Source organism: Psychroflexus curvus (assembly GCF_020164585.1).
In the GTDB taxonomy this organism is placed as follows: domain Bacteria; phylum Bacteroidota; class Bacteroidia; order Flavobacteriales; family Flavobacteriaceae; genus Psychroflexus; species Psychroflexus curvus.
In genome coordinates, this window is record NZ_JAIQZF010000006.1 from 216,807 (window position 1) to 234,968 (window position 18,162).

General features: G+C 36.7%; 21 protein-coding genes. 7 read left to right on the forward strand and 14 right to left on the reverse strand.

Annotated elements, in window-relative coordinates:
• Window positions 1-3: 3 nt before the first annotated feature.
• The 3 genes from LB450_RS10725 to recF are packed head-to-tail and all read right to left on the reverse strand — an operon-like array spanning window position 4 to window position 1,802.
• Entirely contained in the window at window positions 4-303 is a 300-nt protein-coding gene (locus tag LB450_RS10725; RefSeq protein ID WP_224488390.1) for a DUF721 domain-containing protein, read from the reverse strand.
• Window positions 293-718 (reverse strand): hypothetical protein, encoded by a 426-nt coding sequence (locus LB450_RS10730; protein ID WP_224488392.1) that lies wholly within the window; start codon window positions 716-718, stop codon window positions 293-295. Before LB450_RS10730 ends, LB450_RS10725 begins: the two co-directional genes overlap by 11 nt.
• Window positions 708-1,802: a DNA replication/repair protein RecF gene (recF, locus tag LB450_RS10735; RefSeq protein ID WP_224488401.1), complete on the reverse strand. Its 1,095-nt coding sequence runs from the start codon at window positions 1,800-1,802 to the stop codon at window positions 708-710. Before recF ends, LB450_RS10730 begins: the two co-directional genes overlap by 11 nt.
• A 144-nt stretch (window positions 1,803-1,946) precedes the next feature.
• On the opposite strand from recF, the gene LB450_RS10740 reads away from it, so the two are divergent.
• The 7 genes from LB450_RS10740 (at window position 1,947) to LB450_RS10770 (ending at window position 8,135) form a co-directional block, all read left to right on the forward strand.
• Window positions 1,947-2,714, forward strand: a complete 768-nt coding sequence (locus tag LB450_RS10740) for a tetratricopeptide repeat protein (RefSeq protein WP_224488403.1) — start codon at window positions 1,947-1,949, stop codon at window positions 2,712-2,714.
• A 2-nt stretch (window positions 2,715-2,716) separates the two neighbouring features.
• Window positions 2,717-3,226, forward strand: coding sequence for a 6,7-dimethyl-8-ribityllumazine synthase (gene ribH / locus LB450_RS10745; protein WP_224488404.1), 510 nt, complete (start codon window positions 2,717-2,719; stop codon window positions 3,224-3,226).
• Between the two features lie 88 nt (window positions 3,227-3,314).
• A complete protein-coding gene (locus LB450_RS10750; RefSeq protein ID WP_224488406.1) occupies window positions 3,315-3,608 on the forward strand; it encodes a hypothetical protein in 294 nt (97 codons plus the stop codon).
• A gap of 3 nt (window positions 3,609-3,611) precedes the next feature.
• Window positions 3,612-5,459, forward strand: coding sequence for a DNA mismatch repair endonuclease MutL (gene mutL / locus LB450_RS10755; RefSeq protein WP_224488414.1), 1,848 nt, complete (start codon window positions 3,612-3,614; stop codon window positions 5,457-5,459).
• Entirely contained in the window at window positions 5,460-6,212 is a 753-nt protein-coding gene (locus LB450_RS10760) for a rhomboid family intramembrane serine protease (protein WP_224488416.1), read from the forward strand.
• Between the two features lies 1 nt (window position 6,213).
• A complete protein-coding gene (locus LB450_RS10765; RefSeq protein ID WP_323670372.1) occupies window positions 6,214-7,098 on the forward strand; it encodes a rhomboid family intramembrane serine protease in 885 nt (294 codons plus the stop codon).
• A 5-nt stretch (window positions 7,099-7,103) separates the two neighbouring features.
• Window positions 7,104-8,135 (forward strand): endonuclease/exonuclease/phosphatase family protein, encoded by a 1,032-nt coding sequence (locus LB450_RS10770; protein WP_224488422.1) that lies wholly within the window; start codon window positions 7,104-7,106, stop codon window positions 8,133-8,135.
• On the opposite strand, the gene LB450_RS10775 is transcribed toward LB450_RS10770, so the two are convergent.
• The 11 genes from LB450_RS10775 to LB450_RS10825 all read right to left on the reverse strand — a co-directional run bounded on the left by LB450_RS10775 (window position 8,125) and on the right by LB450_RS10825 (window position 18,116).
• Window positions 8,125-8,757, reverse strand: a complete 633-nt coding sequence (locus tag LB450_RS10775; protein WP_224488424.1) for a WbqC family protein — start codon at window positions 8,755-8,757, stop codon at window positions 8,125-8,127. The two genes, LB450_RS10770 and LB450_RS10775, sit on opposite strands and share 11 nt — an antisense overlap.
• A 3-nt stretch (window positions 8,758-8,760) precedes the next feature.
• Window positions 8,761-10,329 carry a signal peptidase I gene (gene lepB, locus LB450_RS10780; protein WP_224488426.1) on the reverse strand — a complete coding sequence of 523 codons (1,569 nt, stop codon included), beginning with the start codon at window positions 10,327-10,329 and terminating at the stop codon, window positions 8,761-8,763.
• An 11-nt stretch (window positions 10,330-10,340) separates the two neighbouring features.
• Entirely contained in the window at window positions 10,341-11,057 is a 717-nt protein-coding gene (dapB, locus tag LB450_RS10785) for a 4-hydroxy-tetrahydrodipicolinate reductase (protein WP_224488434.1), read from the reverse strand.
• 1 nt (window position 11,058) lies between these two features.
• Window positions 11,059-11,592, reverse strand: coding sequence for a DUF5683 domain-containing protein (locus LB450_RS10790; protein ID WP_407692575.1), 534 nt, complete (start codon window positions 11,590-11,592; stop codon window positions 11,059-11,061).
• A gap of 37 nt (window positions 11,593-11,629) precedes the next feature.
• Window positions 11,630-12,532 (reverse strand): ParB/RepB/Spo0J family partition protein, encoded by a 903-nt coding sequence (locus LB450_RS10795; RefSeq protein WP_224488438.1) that lies wholly within the window; start codon window positions 12,530-12,532, stop codon window positions 11,630-11,632.
• 4 nt (window positions 12,533-12,536) lie between these two features.
• Window positions 12,537-13,301 carry a ParA family protein gene (locus LB450_RS10800; protein ID WP_224488447.1) on the reverse strand — a complete coding sequence of 255 codons (765 nt, stop codon included), beginning with the start codon at window positions 13,299-13,301 and terminating at the stop codon, window positions 12,537-12,539.
• 87 nt (window positions 13,302-13,388) lie between these two features.
• Window positions 13,389-14,270 carry an SDR family oxidoreductase gene (locus LB450_RS10805; RefSeq protein WP_224488449.1) on the reverse strand — a complete coding sequence of 294 codons (882 nt, stop codon included), beginning with the start codon at window positions 14,268-14,270 and terminating at the stop codon, window positions 13,389-13,391.
• Window positions 14,271-14,332: 62 nt separating this feature from the next.
• Window positions 14,333-15,250 (reverse strand): 1,4-dihydroxy-2-naphthoate octaprenyltransferase, encoded by a 918-nt coding sequence (gene menA, locus LB450_RS10810; RefSeq protein WP_224488450.1) that lies wholly within the window; start codon window positions 15,248-15,250, stop codon window positions 14,333-14,335.
• A gap of 4 nt (window positions 15,251-15,254) precedes the next feature.
• Entirely contained in the window at window positions 15,255-16,592 is a 1,338-nt protein-coding gene (purB, locus tag LB450_RS10815) for an adenylosuccinate lyase (RefSeq protein WP_224488452.1), read from the reverse strand.
• Between the two features lie 70 nt (window positions 16,593-16,662).
• On the reverse strand, window positions 16,663-17,340 hold the full coding sequence (locus LB450_RS10820; protein WP_224488454.1) for an SIR2 family NAD-dependent protein deacylase: 678 nt from the start codon (window positions 17,338-17,340) through the stop codon (window positions 16,663-16,665).
• Window positions 17,341-17,345: 5 nt separating this feature from the next.
• Complete coding sequence (locus tag LB450_RS10825) at window positions 17,346-18,116, reverse strand: carboxypeptidase-like regulatory domain-containing protein (RefSeq protein ID WP_224488691.1); 771 nt, start codon at window positions 18,114-18,116, stop codon at window positions 17,346-17,348.
• Window positions 18,117-18,162: the final 46 nt, after the last annotated feature.

Genomic DNA, 18,162 nt, shown 5'->3' on the forward strand with positions numbered 1-18,162 from the left:
ATATTATCGTAAAATTAATTTTGAGATCAGCTCCCGGCCTAAGCTTTCATTGAGTGTTTTAATAATTTTTTCTTTACCATAACTCAATTCTTCTCTAAGTGTAGAAGACGAGAGGTGAACGGTTAGCGTATGATTTCTGAACTTGACCTCGTTCGTGTAGTTTTTGATTGCCGGCCCAAGTTGAGTCATCCATGCATTTTCAACATCCACCTTATTCAGTCCAGGATTTAACCTGTGTTTACTCTTGAAGATCTCCATTAAATCTTTCATAGACTGCTCTTCATTTGCTCTTTTATTTTTCATCTAAGCCTATAGTTTTAGGTTCGTGTCTTTTGTAAGTATAAATAAAATTTTGTTCGTTTTTTACTACAAACTTGTCTTCTTCAATTTTCAACAAGGTTTCAGTCCAGGTGTCGTAATCGTTTTTATACACTAACACCACACTATCCTTACGGTCTTGAACAGTGAAATATTCTCGATTTTGTGAAGATTTGTAATTCCCAAGTAAATTTGGTTGCATTTTTTTTCTGTATCCGATGGAATCTTCAATTTGAAAATAATCCACCATTTGATTCATTTTGTAGGACTTATCACCATAAGGAGTCTCCGCTTTTTCAATTTCCCAAAAGCCATTAAGTTTTGAAACTTCTTCAAAGTCTGGCTTTGAGTTGCAGGACATCACCAGTAATGCACTGATTAATAAATAACTAAATTTCATGTTCCAGGTTTATCATTTTATATTGAGTTGCATTTTTCTTAACAACCTCTTCGGTTCGTTCAGGGTGCGTATCGCTGATGCACATTTGACCAAGTTCAGCATTGGTGACCATTTTAACGATTTGTGACACCCGGTCTTCATCAAGTTTGTCAAAAATATCATCCATAAGTAAAATAGGTTTGACGCCGTAATGCGATTTTAAAAAATCGTACTGAGCGAACTTTAAAGCAATTAAATAGGACTTTTGCTGACCCTGAGAACCAAATTTCTTTACAGAATGTGATTTTATTTTGAAGATTAAATCGTCTTTGTGCGTGCCGTAATTTGAAAACTGACGTTGTAAATCTGTTTTTAAACCTGATTTTAGAATTGTTTCAAATGAATCTTCATCATTAAACTGACTTCTATAAGTCAAACTGATGTTTTCTCTGGAATTGCTTATTTCCTGATACCTTTTTTGAAGAATAGGTTTGAATTCTTCTATAAATTCCTGACGCTTATCAAAAATAAGTTGTCCTAGTTCTTTAATCTGGTCATCATAAACTTCAAGACTTGTTTCATCATAAGTTCGGTTAGCTGCAAAATATTTTAACAAAGCATTGCGTTGAGAAAGCACTTTGTTGTACCTCAATAAGGTGTCCAGATACAATTTGTCGCCTTGAGAAATTACCCCATCCATAAACTTTCTTCGGGTTTCGCTGCCTTCTAGGATAAGGTCACGATCTGTAGGAGAGATGATCACAAGCGGGATGGTTCCTATGTGATCGCTTAGTTTTTCATAATCTTTTCCGTTTCTTTTAATCAATTTGCGTTGTCCTTTCTTGTAAGAAGTGATTATTTTCTCAGATTTTTCACCATTCATAAAATCTCCTTCCAGCATAAAAAATTCTTCGCCATGCTTCACATTCTGACTGGTAATAGGATTGAAATAACTTTTCCCAAACGCAAGGTGATAAATGGCATCTAGAATATTGGTCTTCCCGATTCCATTTTTACCTACAAAGCAATTTATTTTAGAATCGAACTCCAAAGTCAGCTGTTCAAAATTTTTATAATTAATAAGTGTCAGTTTATTTAAAATCATGTGATTACTTCAATTTACGTTTTGCTGTAAATGTTGGGGCTTTACTTCTGAATTTAATAAAAGTTGAAATGTAAAAATATCAAATAAATAGTGTATTGTATATGGAATAAAATTATATTTTTGCGACCTGAACAAAATACAATTATGGCATCATACAAGAAAAGAGGTTACAAACCAGATAACAAAGCTGAACGCGAAGAGAAGATTGAAAGCGAATCTACAACAGCTGAAGTATTTAGCACGTTAGATGAAGGCGCTAGTTCTACAGAGCAGTTTTTATCTAAATATCAAAAACCTATTTTTGGTGTTATTATCGCCATTGCAGTTGTTATCCTGGCATTTTTGGGTTATCAGAAATTTATTCAGGAGCCGAACGAAGCTGAAGCTGCAAATGAAATGAACCAGGCACAACAGTATTTTAACTCTGCTATTGAATCTACGGGAACACAGCAGGACTCACTTTTTACAAGATCACTTCGGGGTGGTAATGGGAAATTTGGTTTTGAAGACATTTCCTCTAATTATAGCGGAACTAAAGCTGGTGAGTTGGCCAATTATTATGCTGGCATCGCTCATTTAAATATTGGGAACTATCAGGAAGCTATCGACTATCTGGATAAATTTAATGTAGATGATGAAATTTTAACGCCATTGGCAAAAGGTTCTATTGGAGATGCGTTTTTACAATTAGATCAGCCTGAAGAGGCATTAGGTTATTTTGAGAAGGCTGCAAAAATGAGAACCAACGAGTTTACGACTCCAAAGTTTTTGATGAAAGCTGCTGTAACAGCCATCAGTCTGAAAGACGGAGAAACGGCTGAAAAACACTTGAACAGAATAAAAGACGAGTTTCCGAATTCTGAAGAAGCCAGAAATGCAGACGTTTATCTAGGCCAAGCTGAAGTTCTTTAAAAATGGCAACCTCAGAAAAAAATCTTTCAGTTTACGACAAGGAAAACCTTCCTGATGCCAAAGACATGAAGATTGGTTTTGTGGTTTCAGAATGGAATCCAGAAATTACAGAAAGCCTTTTTCAAGGCGGTTTTGACACTTTAATAGATGTTGGAGCTATCAAGGAAAATATTGTAAGATGGAATGTCCCTGGTAGTTTTGAGCTGCCTTATGCTTGCAAAAAAATGCAGGAAAGCTTCGAAATGTTAGATGCTATCGTTGCTGTGGGGAATGTGATTCAAGGCGAAACCAAGCATTTTGATTTTGTTTGTCAGGGTTTGACTCAAGGTATCATGGAACTCAATTTGAAAGGCGACATTCCTGTTATTTTCTGTGTGCTTACAGATAATACCAAAGCTCAATCTGAAGCGCGTTCCGGAGGAATCCATGGCAATAAAGGGACAGAAGCAGCTATTGCGGCCATCAAAATGGCACAACTCAGGAAAGATGCCAAATTTTATAAATCTAATTAGCAGTTAGAATAGATTTCCCATTTTAAATAAAGGTTTAAGTCTTAAGAATTGATGGAATTTCTTTAATTTTGAAAATTCATCAAAAATCATGTTTAAACTCAAATCACTTAAGTTAAGGAAGAATTCAAGGTATAACTATACCCCGCGGTACTATAAAGGGAAAGACACAGGCAATCCGTATAGTTTCGATTCTAAATTTTCTAAATACAAAGACACACATAATGCCATTGATTTTGGTTCGCATTGGGCGGAGGCCCGTGAAAATTCCAGAAACAGAGGAAATAGAGGTATCAACAGAACCATCATTCTCATAGCTTTAATTTTAACTTTTATCTTTTTATGGATCATTGATTTTGATCTGTCAATCTTTTCTTCAAATTAGTCAATGAACAGTATCATTCACTTACTACCAGACCATGTGGCCAATCAAATAGCTGCTGGAGAGGTCGTACAACGCCCTGCTTCTGTGGTGAAGGAGCTTCTGGAAAACGCAGTAGATGCAAATGCCACATCTATAACTTTGCTGGTAAAGGAAGGAGGTAAGACCTTGATTCAGGTCATTGATAACGGTTTAGGCATGGGCGATACAGATGCTCGCTTATCTTTTGAACGCCATGCTACGTCAAAAATTAATTCAGCTGACGATTTATTCCGTCTGCACACTAAAGGGTTTAGAGGAGAGGCTTTAGCCTCTATTGCAGCCGTTTCCCATGTAGAAATGAAAACCAAAACAGAAGATGAAGACCTCGGTTCTCATCTCATTATTGAAGGAAGTAATATTGTTCAGCAAGAACCTTGTGTCACACCTGTGGGAACTTCTATAGCCGTTAAAAACCTTTTTTTTAATATTCCTGCACGACGTAATTTTTTGAAATCTACAACAGTCGAGCAAAAACACGTCATCGATGAATTCCAGAGAGTAGCTTTGGTTCATCCTTCTGTTGCTTTCAAATTAGTTCATAACGGTAGTGAGCTTTTCAACCTTCCTGCAGCTAACCATAGACAACGTATAGTTGGTGTGATGGGTGCCAGAACCAATGAGAAACTGGTTCCTGTAAAAGAAGAAACAGACCTGATCAAGCTCACAGGTTTTGTAGGTAAACCAGAATTTGCCAAGAAATCTCGTGGTGAACAATTTTTCTTTGTGAATGATAGGTTTATAAAACATCCCTATCTGCATCATGCCGTTTCCAGCGCTTTTGAAGGTTTGCTCAAAGACAAAGCTTATCCATCTTATTTTTTGTATTTGCAAGTGAATCCTCAATCTATTGACATCAATATTCATCCCACTAAAACAGAGGTGAAATTTGATAATGAACATTCTATTTATTCTATACTTAGAAGCAGCGTTAAGCATAGTCTTGGTCAATTTAATGTGTCTCCAGTTTTGGATTTTAACAAAGATTCGAGTATGGATACAGACTATGTTCAGCATAAAACCAGAGCTAAAATCCCATCAATTGACGTCGATAGAAATTTTAATCCCTTTGAAGCTGAAAAAGAATCAGGTTATTTTAAAAAGAATACAGGTTCATTTCAATCGAAATCGACTGCTAATTGGGAATCGCTTTATACGGAATCCATAGATGGTGATGATACTATAATGGATATTGAAGTGGAAAGCGAACAAATTTCTCCTTCACTTTTTCAGGGTCAGGAAAAAACTTATCAATCGTCAGGTACGTTCCAGCTTCAGCGTAAATACATCATCACTTCTACAAAATCTGAAATGCTTATTATAGATCAGCACAGAGCCCATTTCAGAATATTGTATGAAGAATTACTAAAAAATATTACCGCTCAACCTGCTTTGAGCCAACAGTTGTTATTTCCTTTAAAACTACAACTGGATTCAAATGAAATCAGGGTTTTTAAAATCCTGAAAGAGTCATTGGTTAATGCTGGATTTTCAATTTCAGAACTTGGAGAAGACTTTGTAAAAATAAATGGCATTCCCAACCGTTTACCCGAGAGTGAAACCTCAATTTTACTGGATCAGCTTTTATCTGATTTTGAAAGTGACATTCCAGATTCTGGTTTTGACCAAACCGATAGACTGGCCAAGTCGCTTGCGCAAAGTATGGCCATAAAAAACGGAACCCTTCTTCAAAAAGAAGAACAAACAGAACTTGTAAATCTGTTATTTTCTTGTAAAGAACCAGTGCTAACTCCGCTAAATCGATTAGTTTTCGTTAAACAGTCTGCTGCAGACTTCGATAAAAAATTTATGTAAATGGGTAGAATAACCGAAACAGTAAAAGTTTTATTAATAGCCAACATTTTATTCTTTTTTGGAGCAAATTTTTTAGGGGATTATGCCTATAAAATTTTCGCTTTATGGTTTCCGGAAAATCCAAATTTTGGGTTTTGGCAAATCATCACCCACATGTTTATGCATGGAAGTTTTTCTCATATCCTTTTCAATATGTTTGCCCTGTACATGTTTGGAAGTTTGCTGGAGCAATATCTAGGACAGAATAAGTTTTTATTTATCTACTTTTCAGCAGGACTTGGCGCTGCAGGCTTTCAGATTCTTTTTAGTTATATAGCTTTTAATGATGCTTATCAGGTTTATCTTGATGCTGGTGTTAATCCAAGTGAGATTTCAAAACTATTCGAAAGCGTAATGTCCACAGGGGAATACAGGGTGTATTCATCTATTCCGAAAGATGTAAGCACTCAATTATTAAGTAACTATGTCACACCTATGGTAGGTGCTTCCGGGGCCATATTTGGAATTCTAGCTGCCTTTGCAGTGGTTTACCCTAATTTGCCCTTGTATATCATCTTTGTTCCTATACCCATTAAGGCAAAATATTTAATCGGAGGTTATTTCCTATTAAACCTGTTTTCTGCTATAACTGGAGTAACTTTGCTCGGGCCATCCAATACTGCTTATTGGGCGCATATTGGTGGTGCAGTAATCGGGTTCATCACCATGTATTACTGGAAGAAAAACTCATTTGATGCAAATAGATGGAATTGATATGGACTGGAAGCAAAAAATAACCTATAAATACAATACAGCCGATACTTTAGAGAAGCTTATCGGTATAAATGTGATTTTGTTTATTCTCACATTTGTCTTTAGAACCCTTGGATTCTTATTTCAAATTCCAGCCGACTTTTTTGTGGAATGGCTTGTCTTTCCCAAAAGTTTACTGGAGTTTGCCTACAAACCCTGGACGATTTTTACGTATGCGTTTATGCATTCTGGTATATTCCATATTCTGTCCAATATATTGATTTTGTATTTCTCAGGAAAATTCTTTTTGACCTATTTTTCAGGAAAACGCATGCTGAACTTATATTTCCTTGGCGCTATTTGTGGTGCCTTGATTTATGCTTTAAGTTATAATCTGCTACCAGCGTTTAGTGGTACTGGAAAATCTTATTTGATAGGGGCTTCGGCTTCAGTTATGGCAATTTTAGTTGCTGTGGCAACTCAGGCACCAAACTTACAGGTGAAATTAGTCTTTTTGGGCAGTCTTAAACTTTGGTGGATAGCTGCTTTCTTAGTGGTCTTAGATGTGGTCCAGATACCAATGTCCAATCCAGGAGGGCATTTAGCTCATCTTGGTGGTGCAGGGATTGGATACTTATATACCACTCAACTCAACAAAGGGAATGATATAGGTTCCTGGTTACAATCTTTTACAGATTGGTTTGCAGAGTTCTTTCAGCCCAAAACGAAGAAAAGCCATATGAAAACGGTTCATAAGAATTCAAAAAACAAAAAATCAGCCAGTCCCAGCAGAACAGATAATCAGAAAAAGATTGATAAAATCTTAGATAAGATTAGCAAAAGTGGATACGACAGCCTTTCTAAAGAAGAAAAGGATTTTCTATTTAAAGCAGGTAAAGACATGTAGTTGTCATGAAGTCTAAGCTCAATTTCCTTCAAAAAATAGTTTTTGCTTTCAATATCTTTTTTGCAGCTTGTTTACTAGTGGCTTACATTTTACCATTTGTTCCTCCAAAATTTTCTGCTTTTCTCTCTATTCTGAATTTGGGTCTGCCCATATTCATGCTCATCAATCTTGGATTTGCATTGTATTGGATGATAAGGCTAAAGCTTCATTTTATTTTATCTGCCATACTCGTTCTTGCAGGTTATTCCTATGTTAGTAAAATCATTGTGCTTAATAATCAATCAAAAGAGATTACTGACAGTTCATTGAAAGTCATGAGTTATAATGTACGTCTATTTGATCAATACAATTGGACTGATAAACACAACGTACCCAAGAAAATCTCAGAATTCATAGCTACTGAAGCTCCCGATATTGTCGCCTTTCAAGATTATATGAAAAAAGATGGATTCACTATGCCTGCTTATCCTTATTCCTTTGTGAAATTTAAAACGACTTCTTCAAAGATTGGTGTTGCCATTTATAGCAAATATAAAATCATAAATAGAGGAACTATCGATTTTCCAAATACGCACAACAATGCCATTTATGCGGATGTACTGATAGATAAAGACACGCTGAGGCTTTATGCAGTTCACTTAGAGTCTCTTAAAATCATTCCCGATGTCAAGGAGTTACAGAAAGAAAATCATCAAAAACTAATCAGTAGGGTAGGCAAGTCTTTTGAAAAACAACAAGAGCAGGCTGAAATGCTTATCGAAAATTTTAAATCTACTCATTTGCCTAAAATTGTATGCATTGATATGAATAATACGCCATTTTCTTATGTAGCCAGCTTACTGTTGGACCATAATCTTGAAGATGCTTTTATAGAGTCTGGAAGTGGATTGGGAAAAACCTTTGATTTTGACTTTCTGCCAATGAGGATTGATGCTGTTTTCAATGAAAAAAGTATTGAAAATGTCAATTTCAAAAATTACAACATCAAATTATCAGACCACTATCCTATAATGGCAACCTTTAAACTTAACGAATAAGTTTTTGAGACTGCAAATAATCTATTGCCGAAGGGCCTTTATTGAATAACAAATCGAGTATACTGAGATTGGGAATATAATCGTATTTAGACTGAAATACTTGAATGTAATTTTCAAGTTCAGCTTTTTGTTTGCGCTTTGAATTTACTAATTCACGCTGATTATCGTAATTTTCAGTTGTCAACTCATATTCTTCCGTAAATTTAAAATCAAAGTCAAGGTTTAAACATTCAAATACAACCTGCATACATTTCAAATTAAAATCCATTAAGAAGGTTGCTTTTTTTTCATAGAGATCTACAAATTCGTCCTCATAAAATTCAAAAAATGGAGAAGTTCTGTATGCAGCTTCTAAAGACTTCCAGTGCAAACGCTGCCATTTGAAGGCATTTTCAATGCGAATATCTTTGTATTTCTGGTGTTTTTCTGTTTTGTTTTCGCGATGTTTTATAGGGACATTGAGCAGAAGTTTTCCATTGGCTCCATAGATATATTGACGAGTTCTATAGGTTTGTTTTTGATAATTATCTTGCTTTTCTATTGCAAAATCATCTGTCTGAGCAATGAAGGTATATTGATCTATTGGACCGAAATAGCAGGGATGAATTAGAACTGGTTTCAAGTTTTATTGTTTCTTTTTGATGAAGTAATTATACCCTATGATCAGAACTACTCCAATCAGAAAATAGACTAAATAGGAGGAAGGCTTCCCTTCACCGCCAACAGTGGTAAATAATCTCTCCCACCTCACCTTGTCTACTAGATCACTAGCATTAGGATCCAGACTCATCCAGATGAACACGGGTTTACCCACGACATGATTTTGAGGGACATAGCCCCAGTATCGGCTATCCTCACTATTGTGACGATTATCGCCCATCATCCAGTAATAATCTTGTTTAAAAGTATATTCATCTATAGGATTACCGTTGAGATAGACCTGTGAGCCTTTTACTTCAAGTTTATTTTCTATACCCATTTCAGAGCCTTCATAAACTTCAATAATTCTGCGGTATAACGAAAATGACTCCAGGTCAAGTTTTACAGTTTTTCCAGCTTCAGGAATATAAATAGGACCAAAATTATCTCTGTTCCAATTCACTTTTCCGTTGTTTGGGAAAATGCCTGTATCAGCTTTGCCTTCCGGTGAAATGATTCGCTCTACAGATTTAACATTGGGGTGATTTTTAAACTTAGCTAGATTTTCCTCAGTTATTGCATTGACTTGATAAAGATCTCGACTTCTGTCAATCCATTGCAATCCGTCTGTAATACCATAGATTTCAACAAGACTGCGCATGTTAAAACCCTGACCTTTTCCTTGAACTATATAAGAAAACTGAGGTTTTGCACGGTCTGAAAGTTGTAAGGGAGCACTGTTGACATAAACTTTACCATCAATTATTTCCAAAGAATCTCCAGCCACACCCACTGCACGTTTAACGTAATTCGATTTTTTATCTAAGGGTTTGTCGTAATGTCTGCCAGACTGGTCTCTAAACATTCTTACGGTGTCTACCGGCCAGTTGAAAACAACTATGTCGTTGCGCTGAACGTTTTCAAATCCAGGGAATCTTAGGTATGGTAACTGTGGGGAATTAAGGTATGATTTGACTCCCAAAAGAGGAATCGTATCGTGTACCATGGGAAATGAAACTGCGGTTTGTGGTAACCTGGCCCCATAATGAAATTTACTGACAAATAGAAAATCACCAACGAGTAGAGTTTTTTCCAAAGATGAAGTAGGAATTGTAAACGGCTGCATGATGTAGGTATGTACAATCGTTGCTGCCACTACTGCAAATAAAATGGAGCTTACAAAATCTCCTGTTTTTGATTTGGCTTTTAGACTTCTATCCTCGATGTACTCATGCTTTGTGAAATAATTGATATAGTAGGTATAAAAACCAAATGTAAAAAGCTGCAGGAGGGTGTCTGTCGTCGAGTTTTTCCCAAAACTTCTGGCCGTCTCTACCCAAATGACTGGGAACATAATCAGATTGACAATAGGCACAAAAATCAAAAATACCCACCACCAGGGTCTGTTGATGATCTTAAAAAGAATGATGGCATTATAAACAGGAATAGCAGCTTCCCACCATTTTCTACCTGCACTCTGGTATAATTTCCAGGTTCCAAAAAAGTGAAGTGCCTGAATAAATAAGATGAAGAGTAATATATCAGTAAATGACATGAATGCTTGTATTAAGTTGGTGAATTAAGTTGAAGGACATCTTTCATGGAGTAAACGCCTGTGTTTTGTTTAAGAATCCATTCAGCAGCAATGACTACTCCATGAGCAAACCCCTTTCTAGATTTAGCATTATGGGAAATAGAAATAGTATCAATCTCAGAATCATAAGTCACATCGTGAAATCCAAAAACACCTGCTTTTCTTTCAGCATCTATACCAATAGAGGTTTTGTCATTTTGTGGTGGATGATTCCAGGTTTGGTAATCTGACTCCTGGATAATTTGGTCTGCTAAGCTTATGGCTGTGCCGCTCGGAGCATCTTTCTTTTCTAAATGATGAATTTCTTTCATTTGGACATTATATTCTTCTATGCCAGACATTATTTTTGCTAAATAAGAATTCAGTTCAAAAAAAATATTCACACCTACACTAAAGTTAGAGGCGTAAAGAAACCGACCAGATTCTGATTTACAGACTTCAACAGCTTCTTCATATTGATTGAGCCAGCCTGTTGTGCCTGAAACGATTGCAACATTGTTTTCAAGACAGCTGGCAATGTTCGTAAAAGCAGCTTCAGGAATACTAAAATCAATGGCAACATCTGCTTTTTTCAACTCAGTTGTATCTATTTCATCTGAGGTGATATAAACGATATCGTGATTTCTTAATTGGGCAATTTCTTCAACGGTTTTGCCCATTTTTCCGTATCCGAGTATAGCGAGTTTCATTTTAATTGAATTTAAAATTCAAAGTTAAGCTATAGTCCAGGTTTCCACTCAAATAATTTGGTTCAAAATTGGGTCTTAGTGAAAGATCATCAGAAACATCAAATTGTCTAAGGTGGGCATCAACATTAGCATCAATTATATTCAGTAAATAAAAGCCTACTGTAGCCAATATGGCAAATTCTTTATTTTGCCTAAACTGCTTTTGAGCATTGATTAAGCCTTCATTATTTAAAATGTTCTGATATTCATCGTCAGTAAATCCTGCAAGTCTTCGTTTATAGGCATCTCGATACTGATTGTAAAGCTTGTCGTTATAAAGAACCAAGTAAAAACTTGTTCCAATTCCTGCATAAACCAAAGGAATCTTCCAGTAGCTTCCGTTATAGGCCTGACCAAGCCCTGGTAATATGGCTGAATAAAAAGCTGATCTGGCAGGAGCTAAGGGATCGTAAAGGTCAAGTTTAAAGGCTTCTTTGGTAGAAGTCATGGTACTTTTAATATTTAACGAATCTTGTCCCTGACCCGTTGCTACAATTAAGCCGCCAAAAAAAAAGACAAGCGAATAGAAAAAATTACGAGTCACCTTGAATTAATTTTTTGATTCTTTGAAAATCTTCATCAGAAGAAAAAGGAACAATCAGTTTCCCGTTGCCTTTTTTATTGACTTTCATTTCCACTTTAGCACCAAAGTAAGATGAAATTTGTTTAAGAGCTTTTTGCTTCTTTTCATCAACTTTCGGCTCTGCTTTAACTTTAGGGTTTTTAGATTTGTCCTGAATTCGTTTTACAAGGGCTTCAGTTTCTCTGACTGAAAGCTTATCCTTTAAAATTTGTTCGTAGACCTCAAGTTGAACATCTGTGTTACTGATATTGATTAATGCCCGACCGTGACCCATACTCAAAAAACCATCTCTCATTCCAGTTTGGATGATAGGATCCAGTTTCAGGAGCCTCAGATAATTGGCAATAGTAGATCTGTTTTTGCCCACTCTATCGCTTAATTCTTCCTGAGTTAAGTCTATTTCATCGATAAGTCTTTGATAAGAAAGCGCCACTTCAATAGGATCGAGATCCTGTCTTTGAATGTTTTCAACCAATGCCATTTCTAAAGACTCCTGGTCGTTGGCGATTCTTATGTAAGATGGAATCGTTTCTAAACCAAGCATCTTGGAAGCTCTGTAACGGCGTTCCCCGGAAACCAGCTGGTACTTATTAAAATCCAGCTTCCTTACGGTGATAGGCTGTATCACACCAAGTTCTCTAATGGAAGAGGCTAATTCTTTGAGCGCCTCTTCGCTGAAACTAGTTCTAGGCTGAAAAGGATTAACTTCAATGGCCTCAAGGTTTAACTCAACAATATTACCAACAACTTTATCTGCATTTTCATCATCTGCAGATTTGATGTCATTTTCCGGGTCATTGAGTAAGGCAGAAAGTCCCCTTCCTAAAGCTTTTTTCTTTGTCGTTTTAGCCATGAATCTATTTTGACTTTTTTATAATTTCTTCAGCCAGGCTTAAATAATTATTGGCCCCTTTACTAGCCGCATCATATTTAATGATGCTTTCACCATAACTAGGAGCTTCGCTTAGACGTACATTTCGCTGTATAATTGTTTCGAAAACCATGTCATTGAAGTGTTTTTTAACCTCTTCAACTACTTGGTTAGACAAACGCAATCTGGAGTCATACATGGTAAGCAATAAGCCTTCTATACTGAGTTGTTGATTGTGTATTTTTTGTACGCTTTTAATCGTGTTTAGTAACTTTCCGAGTCCTTCTAGTGCAAAATATTCACATTGAATTGGTATTAATACAGAGTCTGATGCGGTCAGTGCATTTAACGTAAGTAAGCCTAAAGATGGGGCACAATCGATGAGAATATAATCGAAGTTCGATTTTATTGGCATTAAAGCCTCTTTCAACATATACTCGCGTCGCTCCACATCAACCAGCTCAAGTTCAATAGCGACTAAATCTATATGAGAAGGGATAAGTTCGAGATTAGGAGAATCAGTTTCAATGATGGCATCTTCAGCATTTTTGGTATGCTCCAGAAGTTGATAGGTGCCGATTTCTACGGACTCTATGTCGATACCCAAACCTGACGTTGCATTGGCTTGAGGATCTGCATCAATTAATAAGACTTTTTTTTCTAAAACACCTAAGGCTGCGGCAAGGTTTACTGCAGTTGTTGTTTTACCAACTCCACCTTTTTGGTTTGCAATCGAAATTATTTTACCCATTAAATGTCTGAATTATTAGATGTAAAATTACAATTATTTATGGCATACCAATATGCATAAATTAGTTAAGAGATTAAAACTATAAAATTAATTTTTTTTCTGAGCGCGAATCATTTGTTCCAGCTGATCCCACATCTCTGGTGTTACGGCCTCAAGAAGATTAAATTGCCCGGCACCTTTCAGCCATTCACCACCATCTATGGTAATCACTTCGCCATTGAGGTAGTGCGCAAAATCAGAGACCAGATAAGCGGCTAAATTTGCTAATTCCTGATGATCGCCGACGCGTTTAAGCGGTACTTTTTTGGCTAGATCAAATTTTTCTTTGAGTTCTCCAGGCAGCAATCTGTCCCAAGCGCCTTTGGTTGGGAATGGCCCCGGAGCAATGGCATTAAAACGAATGCCATACTTGGCCCATTCTACAGCAAGTGATCTTGTCATGGCTAGAACTCCAGCTTTTGCAGTAGCACTAGGCACAACAAATGCTGAGCCAGTCCAGGCATAAGTGGTGACTATATTAAGAACGGTTTTATTGGTTTGTTTTTTGTCAATCCAGTGTTTTCCTAAAGCTAAAGTACAATTCTTAGAGCCTTTCAAAACGATATCAATAATGGTATCAAAAGCATTGGCAGATAATCTTTCGGTTGGAGAAATGAAGTTTCCTGCAGCGTTGTTTAAGAGTACATCCACTTCACCAAAAACTTCATGGGCCTTTTCAATCATGTGTTCTACTTCTTCATAATGCCTCACATCACATTGAACAGGTAAACATTTCCCTCCGGTTTCCTCTTCAAGAGCAGAAGCCGTTGTTTTCAGTTTTTCTAGATTTCTGCTGGTAATGACTACGTTAGCTCCAAGTTCTAAAAAGTAGCTGGTCATTGATTTTCCTAAACCACTTCCACCTCCAGTAACAATTATGGTCTTGCCTGATAAGGCGTCATCGCGTAACATTTTCTTTTTAAAATCCATCAGATATTTTTTTCTCAATTTACAAATTAATGTTTCAAAATCAAGTTTTCTCTCTAGTCAATTCAATAATTGATAAACAATAAAATCAAAAAGAACGAAATGGAGAGAGCAAATGTGCTTAGGGCTACTTTTTTAAGTTCGGGGTCTAAGACTTTTGGATTCTTATATTGAGTGATTTTTTTTAAGTGAATGGCTAAGGGGACAAAAGCTAAAAGCGGGACTAAAAGCCAAAAGGGTTCACTGTTGAGATGCATTGTTAGAAAAATCAGAAGACTCAAAAAAGCACTAAGAATAAGACTAGAATGGTAGACTTTAGCAAATCGCTTTCCGAAGATGACCACCAGGGTTTTTTTATTAGCATTTTTATCGCTTTTCTCATCTCTCATATTATTCAAGTTGAGAACAGCACTGCTGAGTAAACCAATACTCATCGCTGGTAATAGAAGCCATAAATCAATCTGTTTGGTCATTAAAAAATTAACTCCCAAAACACTAACAAGACCAAAAAAGATAAAGACAAATAAGTCGCCGAGACCTCTATAGCCATAAGCAGAATTACCTACCGTATATTTAATAGCAGCTATAATTGCTGAAGCTCCCAGAACCATAAATACTACACTCAGTATAAAATTATCTTTTCCAAAACTCACATAGATAAGCGCAAGCGCTAAAAAAGCTGTTACCACAGAAGTCAGGATGATCCCTTTTTTCATTTGCTTATCAGTAATTACACCGCTTTGCAAAGCCCTCATAGGACCAATTCTTTCCTCGTTGTCAGTTCCTTTGACGCCATCACCATAATCGTTAGCAAAATTGGATAGAATCTGCAATCCTAAAGTGGTAGCCATTGCCAGCCAGAATATTGTAGAATCAAATTCGCCTGAAGGAAAAGCCAGGGCAGAGCCTACCAGAATTCCAGATAAGGAAAGCGGTAAAGTGCGTAAGCGCGCTGCAGAAATCCAGGCTGCGGTTTTACTCATAATCTTAAATTCCTGTATAATTGGAGGGGGTTATGGCTCTTAGTTCAGCTTTTACAGAATCAGAGACTTCCAGCGAATCTATAAATGTAGAAATACTTTCTTCATCTATTTTTGAATTGGTTCTCGTCAAGCCTTTTAAAGCTTCGTAAGGATTTTCAAAGTTTTCACGCCTCAATATAGTCTGGATAGCTTCTGCGACTACAGCCCAGTTGTCATTGAGGTCTCTTTGAATTTTATCTGCGTTTAAAACCAATTTGTCTAAGCCTTTTGCTGTAGATTGTAAAGCAATCAGCATATGCCCCATGGGCACACCAATGTTTCTCAATACTGTGCTGTCGGTTAAGTCCCTTTGCAAACGACTTATTGGTAATTTTGCTGAAAGATGCTCGAGTAAAGCATTAGCAATACCAAGATTGCCTTCAGAATTTTCAAAATCTATGGGATTGACTTTATGCGGCATCGCCGAAGAGCCAACTTCTCCTTTTTTGATTTTCTGCTTGAAATAATCCATAGATACATAACTCCAGATGTCTTTATCAAAATCAAGCAAAATCGTATTAATTCGTTTCATGGCATCAAAAATGGAAGCCATATTATCGTAATGTTCAACCTGAGTCGTAGGGAAGGAGTGCTTCAATTTTAATCGGTTTTCCACAAACTCTTTTCCAAAGGCTTTCCAGTCGATGTCTGGATAAGCTACTTTATGGGCGTTGAAATTTCCTGTAGCGCCACCAAATTTGGCAGAGGAAGGAACAGCAATTAACTGACTCAATTGTTCTTGCAACCTTACTACAAAAACGTCGAATTCCTTACCCAATCGGGTAGGGGAAGCAGGCTGTCCGTGTGTTCTGGCCAGCATAGGGACTGCAGCCCATTCTTCAGCTTTAGCTTTTATCCTGCTGATAATTTGCTCCAGTTCCGGGATATAAACCTCATGAATGGCATCAAGTAAACTTAGCGGCACAGCCGTATTGTTGATGTCCTGAGAAGTCAATCCAAAATGAATGAATTCTTTAGAGGTTTTTAAATTCAAATGGTCCATTCGCTCTTTGATAAAGTACTCCACAGCTTTCACATCATGGTTAGTAACTTTTTCAATCGATTTGATGTGTTCAGCGTCTTCAAGACTAAAATCCAAATAAATAGAGCGCAAACTTGGATATAGAGAATTATCCACATCTTTCAGTTGAGGAAGTGGTAATTCGCACAAAGCAATAAAATATTCAATTTCTACACGTACTCTGTATCTGATCAAGGCATGTTCGCTAAAAAAGCGACTCAGTGATTTCGTTTTGGAAGCGTAGCGTCCATCTATAGGGGAAATAGCATCAAGAGAATTCATGAATTCAAATTTAATTTTGCCAGCAAATATAAGCTTTCAAGACCACATTCTTGAGCAAAACGTGTTTACTTCAGTCAAGAAGTTTGTTCACTACTTTCTTAACGCCAGTTGTGGCATTTTCAGCAAACACATGAATGTGCTTTGAAGGATGTATGGAAGGGCTGGGATCAATAAAATAAATAGGGGTAAGTTCAGGAGCAAAATCGATAAGTCCTGCTGCAGGATAGACTTGCATGGACGTGCCAACTATAATGATAATATCAGTTTGCTGCAAAATATGAATAGCCTTATCCATCATTGGAACAGCTTCGCCAAACCAAACCACATGCGGTCTTAACTGATGGTTTTCCTTATTGACATCGCCTAATTTTAAGTCATCTGTCCAATCATAAATGAGGGTTTCATCGTTCACGCTTCTTGCTTTCATGAGTTCACCATGGAGATGGATGACTTTGGAACTGCCTGCCCGCTCATGCAAATCATCTACGTTCTGTGTAATGATGTTGACATCATATTGTGTTTCCAGATCAACCAAAGCTTTATGTGCGGCGTTTGGAAAGACAGTTTTTAACTGTTGCCGTCTTTTATTGTAAAACTCTAAAACCAATTTTGGATTTTGTTCAAATCCCTGGGGAGTAGCGACCTGCATTACATCATGACCTTCCCAAAGTCCATCGTGGTCTCTGAAAGTTTTTACACCACTTTCTGCGCTTATGCCTGCTCCAGTAAGTATGCTGATGTGTTTCAAATTGCTTATCTGTTTATAGCTCGGTATTCTTCGTAACAACTGCTTATAGCATCAAGCACCTGTAAGTCGTTAGCTGAAGTGATAAAGTCTCTGGAATAATTACATTTATCCAAAACCTGATCGATATCGTCTTTGCTAATTTGAAGTACTGCTGAAAGTGTTTCTCGGTCGAATTTATCCTGAAGTATTTCCTGAATACTTTCGTTCATCTTCATCTTGCGCAAGCGTCGCATCTGTTTATCCTTTCTGCTAAAGGTTTTATATAACAGATCAGCAGGGTTGGAAATAGATTGTAAAACTTTAGAAATAGAGCTACTTTGGTAATTTCCGCCTTCGTATGCGTAGTCTAAACCGGAGATGCTATACCTGTAATTATCGTAAATAGGGATGTTTTTGGCGTCAATTTCTAAATAACCGGTGAGTTGTACCTCTTGTAATTTGACTTCTTCCAAAGCAATAGCAGATTCTGTCATTTTGATCTTGACATCACCAAATTTAACCCAGTCATCAGTAATCTTGACCTGTATGGATCTAAAGCCTAAATAGGAGAGGTATAATGTATCATTTATTCTTGCTTTAATTTGAAATGCACCTTCTTCATTTGTTGTAGAACCTCTTACTGTATTGATATTTACAATGTTGACGTTTTCTAAAGGTTTGTCGTTGGCAGCATTCATCACAGTTCCTGAGATGATTTCCAATTCTTGATCCTGACTCCAGCCTATAAGTGAAGTTAGAAAAAGGGAAATAAATAAAAATAAAGGTTTGATATCCATAAAAATAAAAATAGTCATTTCGATGTAATTTGCTTACACCAAAATG